The sequence below is a fragment of the Citrobacter sp. RHBSTW-00986 genome (genome assembly GCF_013783065.1).
Classification (GTDB): Bacteria; Pseudomonadota; Gammaproteobacteria; order Enterobacterales; family Enterobacteriaceae; genus Citrobacter; species Citrobacter braakii.
Genome location: NZ_CP056200.1, coordinates 4,517,844 through 4,533,709, shown reverse-complemented (window position 1 = coordinate 4,533,709; position 15,866 = coordinate 4,517,844). Strand labels below are relative to the sequence as shown.

Genomic DNA, 15,866 nt, shown 5'->3' with positions numbered 1-15,866 from the left:
GTTCTTTTTGATGGCCAATAATACCACTGGATTCACCCGAATTATCAAAGCTGCAGGCTATTCCTGGAAAGGTTTTCGCGCCGCATGGATCAATGAGGCGGCATTCCGTCAGGAAAGCGTTGCCGTACTGTTGGGCGTAGCCATCGCCTGCTGGCTGGACGTTGACGCCATTACCCGCGTGCTGTTGATTGGTTCCGTGATGCTGGTGATGATCGTTGAAATCCTCAACAGTGCGATTGAGGCGGTGGTTGACCGTATTGGCTCTGAGTATCACGAACTTTCCGGTCGGGCGAAAGATATGGGCTCGGCGGCGGTATTGCTGTCTATTTTTGTCGCTCTGATCACCTGGGGCATCCTGTTGTGGTCGCATTTGCGATAAAGATTCCACAACTGCATAAATCTCCTGTTTTTTGTGCAGTTTGCGGTTCCAAAATCACCTTTAGCTGTATATACTCACAGCATAACTGTATATACACCCAGGGGGCGGAATGAAAGCGTTAACGGCCAGGCAGCAAGAGGTGTTTGATCTCATTAGGGATCACATCAGCCAGACAGGTATGCCACCGACGCGTGCGGAGATCGCGCAGCGTTTGGGGTTCCGTTCCCCAAACGCCGCTGAAGAACACCTGAAAGCGCTTGCGCGTAAAGGCGTCCTTGAAATTGTATCCGGCGCATCGCGCGGTATTCGACTGCTGCAGGAAGAAGAAGAAGGGTTACCGCTTGTCGGACGCGTAGCGGCAGGCGAGCCACTGCTGGCGCAGCAGCACATCGAAGGCCATTATCAGGTCGATCCTTCACTGTTCAAACCGAACGCCGATTTTCTGCTGCGCGTTAGCGGTATGTCGATGAAAGACATCGGTATTATGGACGGTGATTTACTGGCTGTGCATAAAACTCAGGATGTGCGTAACGGTCAGGTCGTTGTTGCCCGTATCGACGACGAAGTCACCGTCAAGCGCCTGAAAAAGCAGGGCAACAAGGTTGAACTCCTGCCAGAAAACAGCGAATTTAAACCTATTGTTGTCGACCTGCGCGAGCAAAACTTCACTATTGAAGGGTTGGCGGTAGGCGTCATTCGTAACGGTGAATGGCTGTAATTTTCTGTTGATTCCCTGTAGGCCGGATAAGACGTTTACGTCGCTTTCCGGCAACTTGCCCGGTAGCGCTACGCTTACCGGGCCTACACAGCATCTTTTTTCAGTACATCTAACTTCTTCTCAGGCTCTCCTGTATGCCTTTCTTTACCTCTTCTGATAAAGCACTCTGGCACCTCGCCTTACCGATGATCTTCTCCAATATCACCGTTCCCCTGTTGGGACTGGTGGACACCGCGGTGATTGGTCATCTGGACAGTCCGGTCTATCTTGGCGGCGTTGCTGTTGGCGCCACGGCGACCAGCTTTCTCTTTATGCTGCTACTTTTTTTGCGCATGAGTACCACCGGCCTTACCGCGCAGGCATTTGGCGCGAAAAATCCGCAGGCGCTGGCGCGCGCGTTGGTGCAGCCGCTATTGCTGGCGCTGGGCGCGGGGCTGCTTATCGCACTGTTTCGTACGCCGATTATCGATCTGGCTCTGCATATTGTCGGCGGAAGTGAGGCGGTACTGGAGCAGGCCCGACGTTTCCTGGAAATCCGCTGGTTAAGCGCACCTGCGTCGCTGGCGAATCTGGTGCTGCTCGGCTGGTTGCTTGGCGTTCAGTATGCGCGCGCGCCAGTTATCCTGTTGATTGTCGGCAATATTCTCAACATTGTGCTCGATTTATGGCTGGTAATGGGCCTGCATATGAACGTGCAGGGGGCGGCGTTAGCGACGGTGATTGCCGAATATGCCACGCTGCTGATTGGCCTGATGATGGTACGCAAAGTCCTGCATATGCGTGGAATTTCGCTGGCAATGTTGAAGCTGGCGTGGCGTGGTAACTTCCGTCGTTTGCTGGCGCTCAACCGCGACATCATGCTGCGTTCGCTGCTGCTACAGCTCTGCTTTGGGGCCATTACGGTTCTGGGCGCGCGTTTGGGAGGCGACATCATCGCGGTTAACGCCGTTCTGATGACTCTGCTGACGTTTACCGCCTACGCGCTGGATGGATTTGCCTATGCCGTGGAAGCGCATTCGGGTCAGGCCTATGGGGCGAGGGATGGCAGCCAGTTGCTTGATGTCTGGCGGGCGGCCTGTCGACAGTCCGGTATTGTGGCTATTCTGTTTTCGCTGGTTTATGCCCTGTTTGGCGAGCAGATTGTTGCGCTGCTGACCTCGCTGCCGCAAATCCAACTTTTGGCCGATCGCTATCTTTTCTGGCAGGTGGTTTTGCCGCTAGTGGGAGTGTGGTGTTATCTGCTCGACGGTATGTTTATTGGAGCGACACGGGCTGCAGAAATGCGCAACAGTATGGCCGTTGCCGCAGCAGGGTTCGCATTAACGCTACTGGCTTTACCGTTGCTGGGAAATCATGGTTTGTGGCTGGCGTTAACCGTTTTTCTCGCGCTGCGTGGGCTGTCCCTGGCCTTTATCTGGCGGCGTCACTGGCGTAATGGAACCTGGTTTGCCTGAGCGGATGGTTAAAAATTCCGAATAGTAAATAAAACCCAGAATCCCTGACTACACTTATTCTCACGTCCAGCAAAAACAGCATGTGTCTGGACATGGCACTCTCGCTATTCACAACCTAACGATGAGGACTTGATGATGAATAAAGACGAAGTCGGCGGTAACTGGAAGCAGTTTAAAGGTAAAGTGAAAGAGCAATGGGGCAAACTGACCGATGATGATATGACGGTCATTGAAGGTAAACGTGACCAACTGGTCGGTAAAGTCCAGGAGCGTTACGGTTACGCGAAAGATCAGGCGGAGAAAGAAGTGACCGATTGGGAAAAACGTAATGATTACCGCTGGTAATTAACCCTTCCCTCCTGAGAGTACAAGGATGTACGCTCTCCCACCCGCTTAACGCCCAACTTTCTTCTTCACCTGAATCGTATGGTCATGCTGGCATTCGCCAGGGTGACGACATGACTCAACCTCCACACAGGCCGGGCACAGTCCATGGGCTTCAATAACGTTATGTCGCAGGGCAAAACCCATTTTTGCTGCCAGCGTATGCATGATGTCTTCCACGCCTTCCGCGCACTCTTCTTTTACCACACCACAGCGGTCGCAAATGAACATTGCGGAACTGTGAGTTGGCTGATCGAACAGATGGCAAAGCACATAGCTGTTGGTGGATTCCACCTTGTGCACAAACCCTTGTTCCAGCAGAAAATCGAGCGCACGATACACGGTCGGCGGCTTGGCCTGCGGCTCGGTTTCCCGCAACAGGTCGAGTAGGTCGTAAGCGCTGATTGCGCCTTCCTGCAGGCTCATCAGGCGCAGCACTTCGAGGCGTTGTGGCGTAAGCCGTACGTTGCGTTGCGCACAGAGTTTTTCAGCTTGAGCCAATAACTCCTGCGTGGTGGTTTTGTCCATTTGGCGCCTCGATTTGCGTGCAAGGTTAATCCCTTACTTTAACATGTTCTGTTTAAAACACCGAGATCCACCACGGTGTGCTATACCTGACCCATCGCAATACTGGAAAATAATCATGAAAAGACCCGATTGTATTCGTCACTGGCGTGAAGTTGAGGGGGCTGATGACTCCACCTATCCCGACAGCGATGAGCTGTTTTCCATAGGTGCGCCGCTTGCCCGCAAGCTGGGGTTAGGGCGACTCGGCATTCATCATGAGCGCCTGCCGCCGGGCCGACGCACCTCGTATCCGCACGCTGAAAGCGATGAGGAAGAGTTTATCTATGTGCTGGAAGGATATCCTGAAGCCTGGATTAACGGTTATTTATGGAAGCTGGAACCGGGCGACAGCGTCGGTTTCCCGGCGGGCACCGGCGTGTGTCACACCTTTATCAATAACACCAGTGAAGAGGTACGTCTGTTGGTCGTGGGTGAGGCAAACAAAAAATACAATCGTATTTATTATCCGCTTAATCCGGTTTATGCCGCCACGCGTGAGGACCGTTGGGTCGACCATCCGCCGCAGTTTTTTGGATCTCACGACGGAAAACCGGGGCGTAAATAGCGCTTGTCGGGGAGCAGGGAGGGGGAACCGCGAGGATGTGGCTCACTATCGTAACGGTCTATGCTATAGTAGCGCCCCTTTTTTAACCGGATGCTTGAATATTCGCCATGCTGCCTGAATCTCAGTCTACCGCTTTTCCCGCTCATCGTTTTTCTATTGCGCCGATGCTCGACTGGACGGACAGACATTGCCGCTACTTTTTGCGCTTACTGTCCCGCCAGACGCTGCTCTATACGGAGATGGTAACCACCGGCGCGATCATTCATGGTAAAGGCGATTATCTGGCGTATAGCGAAGAAGAACATCCGGTCGCTTTGCAACTGGGCGGGAGCGATCCGGCTGCGCTGGCGCAGTGCGCAAAGCTTGCTGAACAACGGGGCTATGACGAAATTAACCTCAACGTGGGTTGCCCTTCCGACCGTGTACAGAATGGAATGTTTGGTGCCTGTCTGATGGGGAATGCGCAACTGGTCGCTGATTGCGTCAAAGCGATGCGCGATGTGGTATCGATTCCGGTAACGGTGAAAACCCGTATCGGTATTGATGACCAGGACAGCTACGAATTCCTGTGCGATTTCATCAACACGGTCTCCGGTAACGGTGAATGTGAGATGTTTATCATCCACGCCCGTAAGGCCTGGCTGTCCGGGCTAAGCCCGAAAGAAAACCGCGAAATCCCACCGCTGGATTATGACCGTGTTTATCAGCTAAAGCGCGATTTTCCGCATCTGACGATGTCGATCAACGGTGGCATAAAATCGCTGGAAGAAGCGAAAATCCATCTGCAACATATGGATGGCGTGATGGTGGGGCGCGAAGCTTATCAAAACCCAGGCATTCTGGCGTCCGTTGACCGCGAGATTTTTGCTGTCACCAGCGAAGATGCCGATCCGGTCGCCGTAGTGCGTGCGATGTATCCGTATATTGAGCGTGAACTGAGTAAAGGAACCTATTTGGGGCATGTCACGCGCCATATGCTGGGACTGTTTCAGGGGATTCCAGGGGCACGGCAGTGGCGTCGCTATCTGAGCGAAAATGCGCATAAAGCCGGGGCAGATATTGAGGTTCTGGAACATGCGCTGAAGCTGGTGGCAGACAAACGTTAAGTTTTCGCCAAAAGTTAGTGAATTTCACCACGCCCTGCGCTTCGTCGCGGGGCGTTTGCTTTATAAATCAATATATTAATTTTGGCATGTTTCTTGTAAAGCTGTGGAGAGTATTTCATTTCGGGAGAGAGCCATGCTGGAACTACTTTTTGTGATTGGATTTTTTATCATGCTGATGGTCACCGGCGTATCTTTGCTGGGAGTGCTGGCCGCATTGGTGGTAGCCACTGTGGTGATGTTTTTGGGCGGACTATTTGCGTTGATGATTAAACTGTTGCCCTGGCTGTTATTGGCCGTTGCCGTGGTGTGGGTTATCAAGGCGATAAAAGCGCCAAAAGTCCCACAGTATCAGCGCAATAACCGCCGATTTTACTAAGGTATTGAGCGGTGTGTCACAACCTGCAACATTGCCTTTAGAAGCAAATAGGAATTGATTATCAAATCTGTCACTATTGCCAGGTTAACGAATTCATCGAGCTGTACCCTACATACAGCCGAACTAAAAAAAGAAAGGGCTTCCTACGGGAAGCCCTAATTCTTTCTTCCCCCTTCATAATTCAAATCGCAGGTTTGTTGGCGGCTTGAATTATTTCGCGGAAATGAGGGCGTTACGGGATCAGCAAACTCGACCCCTGTGTGGCCCGGCTTTCCAGCACTTCATGAGCACGCTGCGCGTCGTGCAGTGCGAACGTCTGGCCCGGTGCGACATCCACTTTGATCACTCCGCTGGCAATCAGCGAGAAAAGCTCATTGCTGGCTTCGGTTAATTCATGGTGGTTGGTGATGTAACCCTGGAGTGAAGGGCGAGTCACGTACAGCGAACCTTTCTGATTCAGAATGCCTAAGTTAACGCCAGTCACCGGTCCGGAAGCATTACCAAAGCTGACCATGAGCCCCCGGCGCTGCAGGCAATCCAGTGAGGCTTCCCAGGTATCTTTCCCCACCGAGTCATACACCACCCGCACTTTTTTACCGCCAGTGATCTCTTTTACACGTTCTACAATGCTCTCTTCACGATAGTTAATGACCTGCCATGCGCCGGCCTGCAGCGCAATTTGCGCTTTTTGCGCATTACCGACAGTGCCAATCAGCTTCGCACCCAATGCTTTTGCCCACTGGCAGGCAATCATACCGACGCCGCCTGCTGCCGCATGGAATAAAAATGGTTCATCGGGCTGAATTTCATAGGTCTTACGCAACAGATAAAAAACGGTGAGCCCTTTAAGAAATGAGGCTGCAGCTTGTTCAAACGAGATAGCGTTGGGCAAAATAGCGGTTTTATCAGCCGGGACGTTATGCACTGAGCTGTAGGCGCCCAGGGGAGACTGAGCGTAAACCACGCGATCGCCGGCTTTAATGTGCGTCACTTTGCTACCGACTTTACTGACCACGCCTGCGGCTTCGGTACCCAGACCGCTGGGCAGAGAAGGCGGTGGATAAAGACCACTGCGGATATAGGTGTCGATATAGTTGATCCCAATCGCTTTGTTCTCGACCTGGATTTCATTTTCCGCCGGGTCTACGGGCGTAAACTCCACAGCCTTGAGTACATCAGGGCCACCATGCTTGTGAAATTCAATACGTGTTGCCATGCTTCCTCCAAAAGAAATGTGGTAATCTTTCGACCCAATCATTATCTCGGTAACTCCATTCACTATGGCAGGAAATAAACCCTTCAACAAACAACAGACTGATGCTCGTGAGCGCGATCCCCAGGTCGCCGGGCTGAAAGTACCGCCGCACTCGATTGAAGCGGAACAGTCGGTGTTGGGCGGTTTAATGCTGGATAACGAGCGCTGGGACGATGTGGCTGAGCGTGTGGTGGCGGAAGATTTTTATACCCGACCGCACCGGCACATCTTCACCGAAATGCATCGCCTGCAGGAGATGGGAAAACCCATCGATCTGATCACGCTTGCAGAATCGCTGGAAGTTCAGGGGCAACTGGACAGCGTCGGCGGTTTTGCTTACCTGGCTGAGTTATCTAAAAATACGCCAAGTGCAGCGAACATTAGTGCCTATGCGGATATTGTCCGCGAACGTGCCGTTGTTCGTGACATGATTTCGGTGGCGAACGAGATCGCGGAAGCCGGGTTTGATCCGCAAGGCCGTTCCAGTGAAGATCTGCTGGACCTCGCGGAATCCCGCGTCTTTAAAATTGCTGAAAGTCGCGCCAATAAAGACGAAGGTCCGAAAAATATTACCGATGTGCTCGACGCTACCGTCGCGCGTATCGAACAGCTGTTCCAGCAGCCCCACGATGGTGTCACCGGGGTCAACACCGGTTATGACGACCTCAATAAAAAGACTGCTGGTTTGCAGCCGTCAGACTTAATTATCGTCGCCGCGCGTCCGTCGATGGGTAAAACGACATTTGCAATGAACCTCGTCGAAAATGCGGCGATGTTGCAAGATAAGCCGGTTCTTATCTTTAGTCTTGAAATGCCCTCAGAACAGATCATGATGCGTTCCCTGGCCTCACTCTCACGTGTAGACCAAACCAAAATCCGTACCGGTCAACTGGATGATGAAGACTGGGCGCGAATTTCCGGAACAATGGGTATTTTGCTGGAGAAACGAAACATCTATATTGATGACTCCTCCGGCCTGACGCCAACGGAAGTGCGCTCACGTGCCCGTCGTATCGCCCGCGAACACGGTGGTATCGGACTTATCATGATCGACTACCTGCAGCTGATGCGCGTGCCGTCGCTCTCCGACAACCGTACGCTGGAAATTGCTGAAATTTCCCGCTCGCTGAAAGCGTTAGCGAAAGAACTGCATGTGCCGGTGGTGGCGCTGTCGCAGCTTAACCGCTCTCTGGAACAACGCGCCGATAAGCGTCCGGTCAACTCGGATCTGCGTGAGTCCGGCTCCATCGAGCAGGATGCCGACTTAATCATGTTTATTTATCGTGATGAGGTTTATCACGATAACAGCGACTTGAAAGGCATCGCCGAGATCATTATCGGTAAACAGCGTAACGGCCCGATCGGTACGGTGCGCCTGACGTTTAACGGTCAGTGGTCGCGCTTCGATAACTATGCTGGCCCGCAGTACGACGACGAATAACAACACTGAATCAGGTTACTCAAGCAAATACTTATCAAGGAATACAAATGCAAGCGGCAACTGTAGTCATTAACCGCCGCGCTCTGCGACACAACCTGCAACGTCTGCGTGAACTGGCTCCAGCCAGTAAACTGGTTGCGGTCGTGAAAGCGAACGCTTACGGCCATGGTCTGTTAGAGACCGCGCGAACGCTCCCCGATGCGGACGCTTTTGGTGTCGCTCGTCTTGAAGAAGCCCTGCGGTTGCGAGCGGGAGGGATCACGCAGCCCATCCTGCTGCTGGAAGGATTTTTTGATGCTTCCGATCTGCCGACTATCTCCGCGCAGCGTCTGCATACTGCCGTCCACAACCAGGAGCAGCTTGAAGCTCTGGAAGCCGCGGTACTGGCTGAACCGGTCACCGTCTGGATGAAGCTCGACACGGGAATGCACCGCCTGGGCGTGCGTCCTGAGCAGGCCGAGGCGTTTTATCAGCGCTTGACGCAATGCGAAAACGTGCGCCAGCCGGTCAATATCGTCAGCCACTTTGCGCGCGCGGACGAGCCTGAGTGCGGCGCGACCGAAAAGCAGCTCGATATCTTCAATAGCTTTTGCGCAGGTAAACCGGGTCAGCGTTCGATCGCCGCGTCGGGAGGTATTCTGCTGTGGCCGCAGTCTCACTTCGACTGGGCGCGTCCGGGGCTGATTCTGTATGGCGTATCGCCGTTGGAAAACCACTCTATCGGTGCCGATTTTGGCTGCCAGCCGGTGATGTCGCTCACTTCCAGCCTGATTGCGGTGCGTGAACACAAAGCGGGCGAGCCGGTTGGCTATGGTGGAACCTGGCTGAGCGAGCGCGACACGCGTCTGGGCGTGGTGGCGATGGGCTATGGTGATGGTTATCCGCGCGCTGCGCCGTCTGGGACACCGGTACTGGTCAATGGCCGTGAAGTGCCGATCGTCGGTCGCGTCGCGATGGATATGATTTGCGTCGATTTAGGTCCCGAGGCGCAGGATAAAGCCGGCGATTCGGTTATCCTGTGGGGTGAAGGCCTGCCCGTTGAACGCATTGCTGAAATGACGAAAGTAAGTGCTTACGAACTTATCACGCGCCTGACCTCAAGGGTGGCAATGAAGTATATCGATTAAGTTCATGATGTGCCGGATAAGGCGGTTACGCCGCCATCCGGCAATATTCCTCTCAACATCCTCTCGATCTTCTCCCGCTTCCGGTTTATTGTGTTCTTAACCCCTGCCTGTAAACCCGGAGAACCACACGTGTTTCAAAAAGTTGACGCCTACGCCGGCGACCCGATTTTATCGCTCATGGAGCGTTTCAAAGAAGATTCACGTAGCGACAAAGTGAACCTCAGCATCGGTCTGTACTACAACGAAGACGGCATTATTCCTCAGCTTAAAGCGGTGGCAGAAGCGGAAGCCCGACTGAATGCTAAACCGCATGGCGCTTCGCTGTATCTGCCGATGGAAGGTCTGAACACTTATCGCCATACTATTGCGCCGCTACTGTTTGGCGCAGATCATCCGGTTCTCCAGCAGCAGCGCGTCGCAACGATTCAGACGCTGGGCGGCTCCGGTGCGCTAAAGGTTGGCGCAGACTTCCTGAAACGCTATTTCCCTGATTCTGCCGTGTGGGTCAGCGATCCGACCTGGGAAAACCACATCGCAATTTTTGAAGGTGCTGGGTTCGAAGTAAGTACTTACCCCTGGTATGACAACACCACCAATGGCGTGCGTTTCAACGACCTGCTGGCCACACTGAACACCTTACCGGCGCGCAGCATCGTACTGCTGCATCCGTGCTGCCATAACCCGACGGGTGCGGATTTAACCCCCGCGCAGTGGGATGGTGTCATTGAGATCCTGAAAGCTCGCGATCTGATCCCGTTCCTGGATATTGCTTATCAGGGTTTCGGCGGTGGAATGGAAGACGATGCCTATGCGATCCGCGCCATTGCCAGCGCCGGATTGCCTGCACTGGTCAGCAACTCATTCTCGAAGATTTTCTCTTTGTACGGCGAGCGTGTCGGCGGGCTTTCAGTGGTCTGTGAAGACGCTGATGCCGCCAGCCGCGTTCTGGGGCAGCTAAAAGCGACGGTGCGTCGTAACTATTCCAGCCCGCCAAACTTTGGTGCGCAGGTCGTGGCCGCGGTGTTGGGTGATGACGCGCTGAAAGCCAACTGGCTGGCGGAAGTCGAAGAGATGCGTACCCGTATTCTGGCGATGCGCCAGGCGCTGGTTAACGTATTGAATGCGGAGATCCCTGGTCGTAACTTTGATTACCTGCTGCAACAGCGCGGGATGTTCAGCTATACCGGGCTCAGCGCTGCTCAGGTCGATCGCCTGCGCGATGAGTTCGGTGTGTACCTGATAGCCAGCGGTCGTATGTGCGTGGCCGGGTTGAATCACGGTAACGTGCAACGCGTGGCGAAGGCATTTGCCGCCGTCATGTAACCGGGTTTTTAGGCCTGATAAGCGTCGCGCCATCAGGCATTGTATTGCCGGATAGCGGTGTAATCACCTTATCCGGCCTACTTTCTTTCACCGTGCTATTGGTCTGTTTTCCAATGTGATCATGCTCTTTTTCCAGGACAAAACCAGAGAAAATCCTTCCTTTCCCTCCCCCTAAGGGGTAAGGTCAGATAGTTTTTTGACCAGTTGTTAATAAAAAAATGATAACTAACTGACTACTTAGGGAAAAATATGCGCAAGTTTACGTTGGCACTGAGTGCCGTTTGTTTATTGTTCACGCTAAATCAGCCGGCCCAGGCGTTAGTTTCCTCTCCCTCTCAGCTTAATCCAGGCACCAACGTTGCAAAACTCGCTGAGCAGGCACCCATTCACTGGGTCTCCGTGGCACAAATTGAAAACAGCCTGACCGGACGCCCGCCGATGGCCGTCGGGTTTGATATCGATGACACCGTCCTCTTTTCCAGCCCAGGCTTCTGGCGCGGAAAAAAAACGTATTCTCCGGACAGTGAGGATTACCTGAAAAATCCGGCCTTCTGGGAAAAAATGAACAATGGCTGGGACGAATTCAGCATTCCGAAAGAAGTGGCGCGTCAGTTGATTGATATGCACGTGCGTCGCGGCGACAGCATCTTTTTCGTAACCGGGCGTAGCCAGACGAAGACCGAAACGGTGTCGAAAACGCTGTCCGATAACTTTCACATCCCGGCCGGCAATATGAACCCGGTAATTTTTGCCGGTGATAAGCCGGGTCAGAATACGAAAACGCAGTGGCTGCAGGATAAAAATATCCGCATGTTCTACGGCGACTCTGATAATGACATTACCGCCGCCCGAGATGTGGGTATTCGCGGTATTCGTATTTTACGCGCTTCTAACTCCACTTATAAACCGTTACCACAGGCCGGCGCGTTTGGTGAAGAGGTGATCGTCAACTCGGAGTATTGAGGACGTTGCTTGCGGTTGTTGTTTTTTTAAACAAATTTGCGTTACCTGCTTTTACCTTTTGCGGACTTGCTGCACACTGAATAAAAGATGTTCTCATTAGGCAATATGCTGGTAAGGGGAATTAAGATGACGAATTCGGAGTTGCTGCAATACTGCATGGCAAAAATGGGCGCCGAGCAGAGCGTACACAGTGACTGGAAGGCCACACAAATCAAAGTCGAAGATGTGCTTTTTGCCATGGTAAAAGAGGTGGAAGAACGCCCGGCGGTGTCACTGAAAACCAGCCCGGAACTGGCAGAGTTGTTACGTCAGCAGCATAGCGATGTACGGCCAAGCCGGCATCTCAATAAGGCGCACTGGAGTACGGTGTATCTGGACGGCTCGCTGCCGGATTCGCAAATCTACTACCTGGTAGACGCCTCTTATCAGCAGGCCGTAAACACGCTGCCGGAAGATAAACGCCGGATACTGGCGCAGTCCTGATCTGTTTTCCGCAATGAGGCGCCAGCGCCTTATCTGGCCTACAAGCAATGATGCATATTTTGTAGGCCTGATAAGCGTAGCGCCATCGTCATGATTACAACAGTGGTTTGAGGAAACGGGCCGTGTGTGAGGCTTCACACTCAGCGACCGTTTCTGGTGTGCCTGAAACCAGAATTTCCCCGCCGCCGCTGCCGCCTTCCGGACCGAGATCGACAATCCAGTCAGCGGTTTTTATCACGTCCAGATTGTGCTCAATCACTACGATGGTGTTGCCCTGATCCCGGAGTTGATGCAGCACGTCCAGCAGTTGCTGAATATCCGCAAAATGCAGACCGGTGGTCGGTTCATCGAGAATATACAGCGTTTGACCGGTACCGCGTTTGGACAGTTCACGCGCCAGCTTCACGCGCTGCGCTTCACCGCCCGAGAGCGTGGTGGCGGACTGACCCAGTCGGATGTACGTCAGACCCACGTCCATCAGCGTTTGCAGCTTACGCGCCAGCGCCGGAACGGCATCGAAGAACTCACGCGCCTCTTCAATCGTCATATCCAGCACTTCGTGGATAGTCTTGCCCTTGTACTTAATCTCCAGTGTTTCGCGGTTATAGCGCTTGCCTTTACACTGATCGCACGGCACGTAGATATCCGGTAAGAAGTGCATTTCGACTTTGATCACGCCGTCGCCCTGACAAGCTTCACAGCGTCCGCCGCGGACGTTAAAGCTGAAACGACCCGGAGTATAACCGCGCGCACGCGACTCCGGTACGCCGGCAAACAGTTCGCGCACTGGCGTAAACACACCGGTGTAGGTTGCCGGGTTAGAGCGCGGCGTACGGCCAATCGGGCTTTGGTCAATGTCGATCACTTTGTCGAAATGTTCCAGGCCCTGAACATCACGATATGGCGCGGGTTCAGCCAGCGTGGCGCCGTTCAGCGCCGTCTGTGCAATCGGGAACAGCGTGTCGTTAATTAGCGTCGATTTACCCGAACCGGAAACACCGGTAATGCAGGTAAATAAACCAACCGGCAGCGTCAGGGTGACATCTTTCAGGTTGTTACCGCGCGCGCCGGTCAGCTTCAACACTTTTTCCGGGTCTGCCGCCACGCGCTGTTTCGGCACTTCAATCTTGCGCTTACCGCTCATGTACTGGCCGGTCAGCGACTCAGGCACGGCCATGATATCTTTTAGCGTACCTTCGGCAACCACCTGGCCGCCGTGAACGCCCGCGCCGGGGCCGATGTCGATAACGTGGTCAGCGGCGCGAATCGCGTCTTCATCGTGCTCAACCACAATGACGGTATTGCCCAGATTACGCAGGTGGATAAGCGTACCCAACAGACGCTCGTTATCGCGCTGATGCAGACCGATAGACGGTTCATCCAGCACATACATTACGCCGACCAGACCTGCGCCGATCTGGCTTGCCAGACGAATACGCTGGGCTTCGCCGCCGGAGAGCGTTTCTGCTGAACGCGACAGCGTCAGATAGTTGAGGCCGACGTTGACCAGGAACTTCAGACGATCGCCAATCTCTTTGAGAATTTTCTCTGCAATCTTCGCTCGCTGACCCGCAAGCTTCAGGTTGTTGAAGAAATCCATGGCGTGACCGATGCTCATGTCGGAAATCGCGGGCAGCGGCGTATTTTCGACAAATACGTGGCGGGCTTCCCGGCGTAAACGCGTCCCCTCACAGCTGGCGCACGGTCGGTTGCTAATGAACTTGGCTAATTCTTCACGTACCGCGCTGGATTCCGTCTCTTTATAACGGCGCTCCATATTGTGCAATACGCCTTCGAACGGATGGCGGCGTACGGACGTATCGCCGCGATCGTTCATGTATTTAAATTCGATATTCTCTTTACCGGAACCGTACAGCACCACTTTATGCACGGCAGGGTTCAGGCTGGCCCATGGGGCTTCAACGTCGAATTTATAGTGTTCCGCCAGTGACTTAAGCATCTGGAAGTAATAGAAGTTACGGCGATCCCAGCCGCGGATAGCACCACCGGCCAGCGACAGTTCCGGATTTTGGATCACCCGGTCAGGATCGAAATACTGCTGCACGCCGAGACCGTCACAGGTCGGGCATGCACCCGCTGGGTTATTGAACGAGAACAGACGTGGTTCCAGCTCCCGCATGCTGTAGCCGCAGATCGGGCAGGCGAAGTTGGCGGAGAACAGCAACTCTTCCGCTTTCGGATCGTCCATATCGGCGACCACCGCCGTACCACCGGACAGTTCCAGCGCGGTTTCAAAGGACTCAGCCAGTCGCTGGGTGAGATCGTCGCGTACTTTAAAGCGGTCAATCACCACTTCAATAGTGTGTTTCTTTTGCAGTTCAAGCTTGGGCGGATCGGAAAGGTCGCACACTTCACCGTCGATACGGGCGCGGATATAGCCCTGGCCTGCCAGGTTTTCCAGCGTTTTAGTATGCTCGCCTTTACGCTCCTTAATCACCGGCGCCAGCAGCATCAGACGTTTGCCTTCCGGCTGCGACAGAACGTTGTCCACCATCTGGCTAACGGTCTGGGCCGCCAGGGGAACGTCGTGATCCGGGCAGCGCGGTTCGCCAACGCGGGCAAACAGCAGACGCAGATAGTCGTGAATTTCGGTAATCGTACCTACCGTGGATCGCGGGTTATGGGATGTCGATTTTTGTTCAATTGAGATGGCGGGAGACAGCCCCTCAATGTGGTCGACATCCGGCTTTTCCATCAGCGACAGAAACTGACGCGCGTACGCGGAAAGGGATTCAACGTAACGACGCTGCCCTTCGGCATACAAGGTGTCGAAAGCGAGCGAAGATTTGCCTGAGCCCGAAAGCCCGGTGACGACAATCAGCTTGTCGCGCGGGATGACGAGGTTGATGTTTTTGAGATTATGGGTGCGGGCGCCCCGAACTTCGATCTTATCCATTCATCTTTCCCGGATTAAACGCTTTTTTGCCTGGCTGCATGGTGCTACCGGCGATCACAAACGGTTAATTATGACACAACCTGACCTGAATGGATATACAGTGTTGGAATGCAAAACGCAGATGCCTGTGCAACAATGTCTGTCTGGGGTTGTTTACTGGAATCGATCTCGCAACGTAGTAAAAGCGCTATTGGAAATGCTACAATCCCGCGCTTACACTTATTCAGTAACGTTTTTCAGGAGACACGATCATGGCCAGCAGAGGCGTAAACAAGGTGATTCTCGTCGGTAATCTGGGCCAGGACCCGGAAGTACGCTATATGCCGAATGGTGGTGCAGTTGCCAACATTACGCTGGCTACTTCCGAATCCTGGCGTGATAAAGCGACCGGCGAAATGAAAGAGCAGACTGAATGGCACCGTGTGGTGCTGTTCGGCAAACTGGCGGAAGTTGCCAGCGAATATCTGCGTAAAGGTTCCCAGGTCTATATCGAAGGTCAGCTGCGTACCCGCAAATGGACCGATCAATCCGGCGTAGAAAAGTACACCACCGAAGTTGTGGTTAACGTTGGCGGCACCATGCAAATGCTGGGCGGTCGTCAGGGTGGTGGGGCTCCGGCAGGTGGCGGCCAGCAGCAGGGTGGTTGGGGTCAGCCTCAGCAGCCGCAAGGTGGCAATCAGTTCAGCGGCGGCGCGCAGTCTCGCCCGCAGCAGTCGGCTCCGGCAGCGCCGTCTAATGAGCCGCCGATGGATTTCGACGACGATATTCCGTTCTAGAGTTGACCTGAGAGTTATTTGTAAAGAATAAA

The 15,866-nt window shown here is 53.7% G+C and carries 16 protein-coding genes; 13 read left to right on the top strand and 3 right to left on the bottom strand.

Going from position 1 to position 15,866, the window contains the following annotated elements; translation table 11 throughout:
* Window positions 1-10: 10 nt before the first annotated feature.
* The 4 genes from HV345_RS21860 to HV345_RS21845 all read left to right on the top strand — a co-directional run bounded on the left by HV345_RS21860 (window position 11) and on the right by HV345_RS21845 (window position 2,896).
* Window positions 11-379 carry a diacylglycerol kinase gene (locus tag HV345_RS21860; protein ID WP_003826594.1) on the top strand — a complete coding sequence of 123 codons (369 nt, stop codon included), beginning with the start codon at window positions 11-13 and terminating at the stop codon, window positions 377-379.
* A 109-nt stretch (window positions 380-488) separates the two neighbouring features.
* Window positions 489-1,097 (top strand): transcriptional repressor LexA, encoded by a 609-nt coding sequence (gene lexA / locus HV345_RS21855; RefSeq protein ID WP_003826596.1) that lies wholly within the window; start codon window positions 489-491, stop codon window positions 1,095-1,097.
* A 134-nt stretch (window positions 1,098-1,231) separates the two neighbouring features.
* Window positions 1,232-2,551, top strand: a complete 1,320-nt coding sequence (gene dinF, locus HV345_RS21850; protein WP_049041229.1) for an MATE family efflux transporter DinF — start codon at window positions 1,232-1,234, stop codon at window positions 2,549-2,551.
* A gap of 135 nt (window positions 2,552-2,686) precedes the next feature.
* Window positions 2,687-2,896, top strand: a complete 210-nt coding sequence (locus HV345_RS21845) for a CsbD family protein (RefSeq protein ID WP_019077869.1) — start codon at window positions 2,687-2,689, stop codon at window positions 2,894-2,896.
* Between the two features lie 48 nt (window positions 2,897-2,944).
* Here the strand turns inward: HV345_RS21845 and zur are convergent, their stop codons facing one another.
* Window positions 2,945-3,463, bottom strand: coding sequence for a zinc uptake transcriptional repressor Zur (gene zur, locus HV345_RS21840; protein WP_003031709.1), 519 nt, complete (start codon window positions 3,461-3,463; stop codon window positions 2,945-2,947).
* A gap of 115 nt (window positions 3,464-3,578) precedes the next feature.
* Between zur and HV345_RS21835 the strand changes: the two genes are divergently transcribed.
* The 3 genes from HV345_RS21835 (at window position 3,579) to pspG (ending at window position 5,549) form a co-directional block, all read left to right on the top strand.
* Complete coding sequence (locus tag HV345_RS21835; protein WP_016155350.1) at window positions 3,579-4,067, top strand: cupin domain-containing protein; 489 nt, start codon at window positions 3,579-3,581, stop codon at window positions 4,065-4,067.
* A 107-nt stretch (window positions 4,068-4,174) separates the two neighbouring features.
* The gene (dusA, locus tag HV345_RS21830; protein ID WP_137367691.1) at window positions 4,175-5,173 is read left to right on the top strand and encodes a tRNA dihydrouridine(20/20a) synthase DusA; all 999 of its coding nucleotides are present in this window, start codon (window positions 4,175-4,177) and stop codon (window positions 5,171-5,173) included.
* A gap of 133 nt (window positions 5,174-5,306) precedes the next feature.
* The gene (gene pspG, locus HV345_RS21825) at window positions 5,307-5,549 is read left to right on the top strand and encodes an envelope stress response protein PspG (protein WP_016155352.1); all 243 of its coding nucleotides are present in this window, start codon (window positions 5,307-5,309) and stop codon (window positions 5,547-5,549) included.
* Window positions 5,550-5,781: 232 nt separating this feature from the next.
* Here the strand turns inward: pspG and HV345_RS21820 are convergent, their stop codons facing one another.
* On the bottom strand, window positions 5,782-6,765 hold the full coding sequence (locus tag HV345_RS21820) for a quinone oxidoreductase (RefSeq protein ID WP_016155445.1): 984 nt from the start codon (window positions 6,763-6,765) through the stop codon (window positions 5,782-5,784).
* 64 nt (window positions 6,766-6,829) lie between these two features.
* On the opposite strand from HV345_RS21820, the gene dnaB reads away from it, so the two are divergent.
* The 5 genes from dnaB to HV345_RS21795 all read left to right on the top strand — a co-directional run bounded on the left by dnaB (window position 6,830) and on the right by HV345_RS21795 (window position 12,141).
* Window positions 6,830-8,245: a replicative DNA helicase gene (gene dnaB / locus HV345_RS21815; RefSeq protein WP_181636048.1), complete on the top strand. Its 1,416-nt coding sequence runs from the start codon at window positions 6,830-6,832 to the stop codon at window positions 8,243-8,245.
* Between the two features lie 47 nt (window positions 8,246-8,292).
* Window positions 8,293-9,372: an alanine racemase gene (gene alr, locus HV345_RS21810; protein WP_016155354.1), complete on the top strand. Its 1,080-nt coding sequence runs from the start codon at window positions 8,293-8,295 to the stop codon at window positions 9,370-9,372.
* 129 nt (window positions 9,373-9,501) lie between these two features.
* On the top strand, window positions 9,502-10,695 hold the full coding sequence (tyrB, locus tag HV345_RS21805; RefSeq protein ID WP_181636047.1) for an aromatic amino acid transaminase: 1,194 nt from the start codon (window positions 9,502-9,504) through the stop codon (window positions 10,693-10,695).
* 249 nt (window positions 10,696-10,944) lie between these two features.
* Entirely contained in the window at window positions 10,945-11,658 is a 714-nt protein-coding gene (gene aphA / locus HV345_RS21800; protein WP_003826615.1) for an acid phosphatase AphA, read from the top strand.
* A 126-nt stretch (window positions 11,659-11,784) separates the two neighbouring features.
* The gene (locus HV345_RS21795) at window positions 11,785-12,141 is read left to right on the top strand and encodes an MmcQ/YjbR family DNA-binding protein (protein ID WP_016155357.1); all 357 of its coding nucleotides are present in this window, start codon (window positions 11,785-11,787) and stop codon (window positions 12,139-12,141) included.
* A 94-nt stretch (window positions 12,142-12,235) separates the two neighbouring features.
* Here HV345_RS21795 and uvrA read toward each other — a convergent pair whose 3' ends face one another.
* Window positions 12,236-15,058, bottom strand: coding sequence for an excinuclease ABC subunit UvrA (gene uvrA / locus HV345_RS21790; RefSeq protein WP_016155358.1), 2,823 nt, complete (start codon window positions 15,056-15,058; stop codon window positions 12,236-12,238).
* Between the two features lie 251 nt (window positions 15,059-15,309).
* Between uvrA and ssb1 the strand changes: the two genes are divergently transcribed.
* Window positions 15,310-15,834 carry a single-stranded DNA-binding protein SSB1 gene (gene ssb1, locus HV345_RS21785; RefSeq protein ID WP_003826621.1) on the top strand — a complete coding sequence of 175 codons (525 nt, stop codon included), beginning with the start codon at window positions 15,310-15,312 and terminating at the stop codon, window positions 15,832-15,834.
* Window positions 15,835-15,866 lie beyond the last annotated feature (32 nt).

Coding starts and splice junctions, on each gene's coding strand:
- HV345_RS21860 (WP_003826594.1), top strand. CDS start 11: ATGGCCAATAATACCACTGGATTCACCCGAATTATCAAAGCTGCAGGC.
- lexA (WP_003826596.1), top strand. CDS start 489: ATGAAAGCGTTAACGGCCAGGCAGCAAGAGGTGTTTGATCTCATTAGG.
- dinF (WP_049041229.1), top strand. CDS start 1,232: ATGCCTTTCTTTACCTCTTCTGATAAAGCACTCTGGCACCTCGCCTTA.
- HV345_RS21845 (WP_019077869.1), top strand. CDS start 2,687: ATGAATAAAGACGAAGTCGGCGGTAACTGGAAGCAGTTTAAAGGTAAA.
- zur (WP_003031709.1), bottom strand. CDS start 3,463: ATGGACAAAACCACCACGCAGGAGTTATTGGCTCAAGCTGAAAAACTC.
- HV345_RS21835 (WP_016155350.1), top strand. CDS start 3,579: ATGAAAAGACCCGATTGTATTCGTCACTGGCGTGAAGTTGAGGGGGCT.
- dusA (WP_137367691.1), top strand. CDS start 4,175: ATGCTGCCTGAATCTCAGTCTACCGCTTTTCCCGCTCATCGTTTTTCT.
- pspG (WP_016155352.1), top strand. CDS start 5,307: ATGCTGGAACTACTTTTTGTGATTGGATTTTTTATCATGCTGATGGTC.
- HV345_RS21820 (WP_016155445.1), bottom strand. CDS start 6,765: ATGGCAACACGTATTGAATTTCACAAGCATGGTGGCCCTGATGTACTC.
- dnaB (WP_181636048.1), top strand. CDS start 6,830: ATGGCAGGAAATAAACCCTTCAACAAACAACAGACTGATGCTCGTGAG.
- alr (WP_016155354.1), top strand. CDS start 8,293: ATGCAAGCGGCAACTGTAGTCATTAACCGCCGCGCTCTGCGACACAAC.
- aphA (WP_003826615.1), top strand. CDS start 10,945: ATGCGCAAGTTTACGTTGGCACTGAGTGCCGTTTGTTTATTGTTCACG.
- HV345_RS21795 (WP_016155357.1), top strand. CDS start 11,785: ATGACGAATTCGGAGTTGCTGCAATACTGCATGGCAAAAATGGGCGCC.
- uvrA (WP_016155358.1), bottom strand. CDS start 15,058: ATGGATAAGATCGAAGTTCGGGGCGCCCGCACCCATAATCTCAAAAAC.
- ssb1 (WP_003826621.1), top strand. CDS start 15,310: ATGGCCAGCAGAGGCGTAAACAAGGTGATTCTCGTCGGTAATCTGGGC.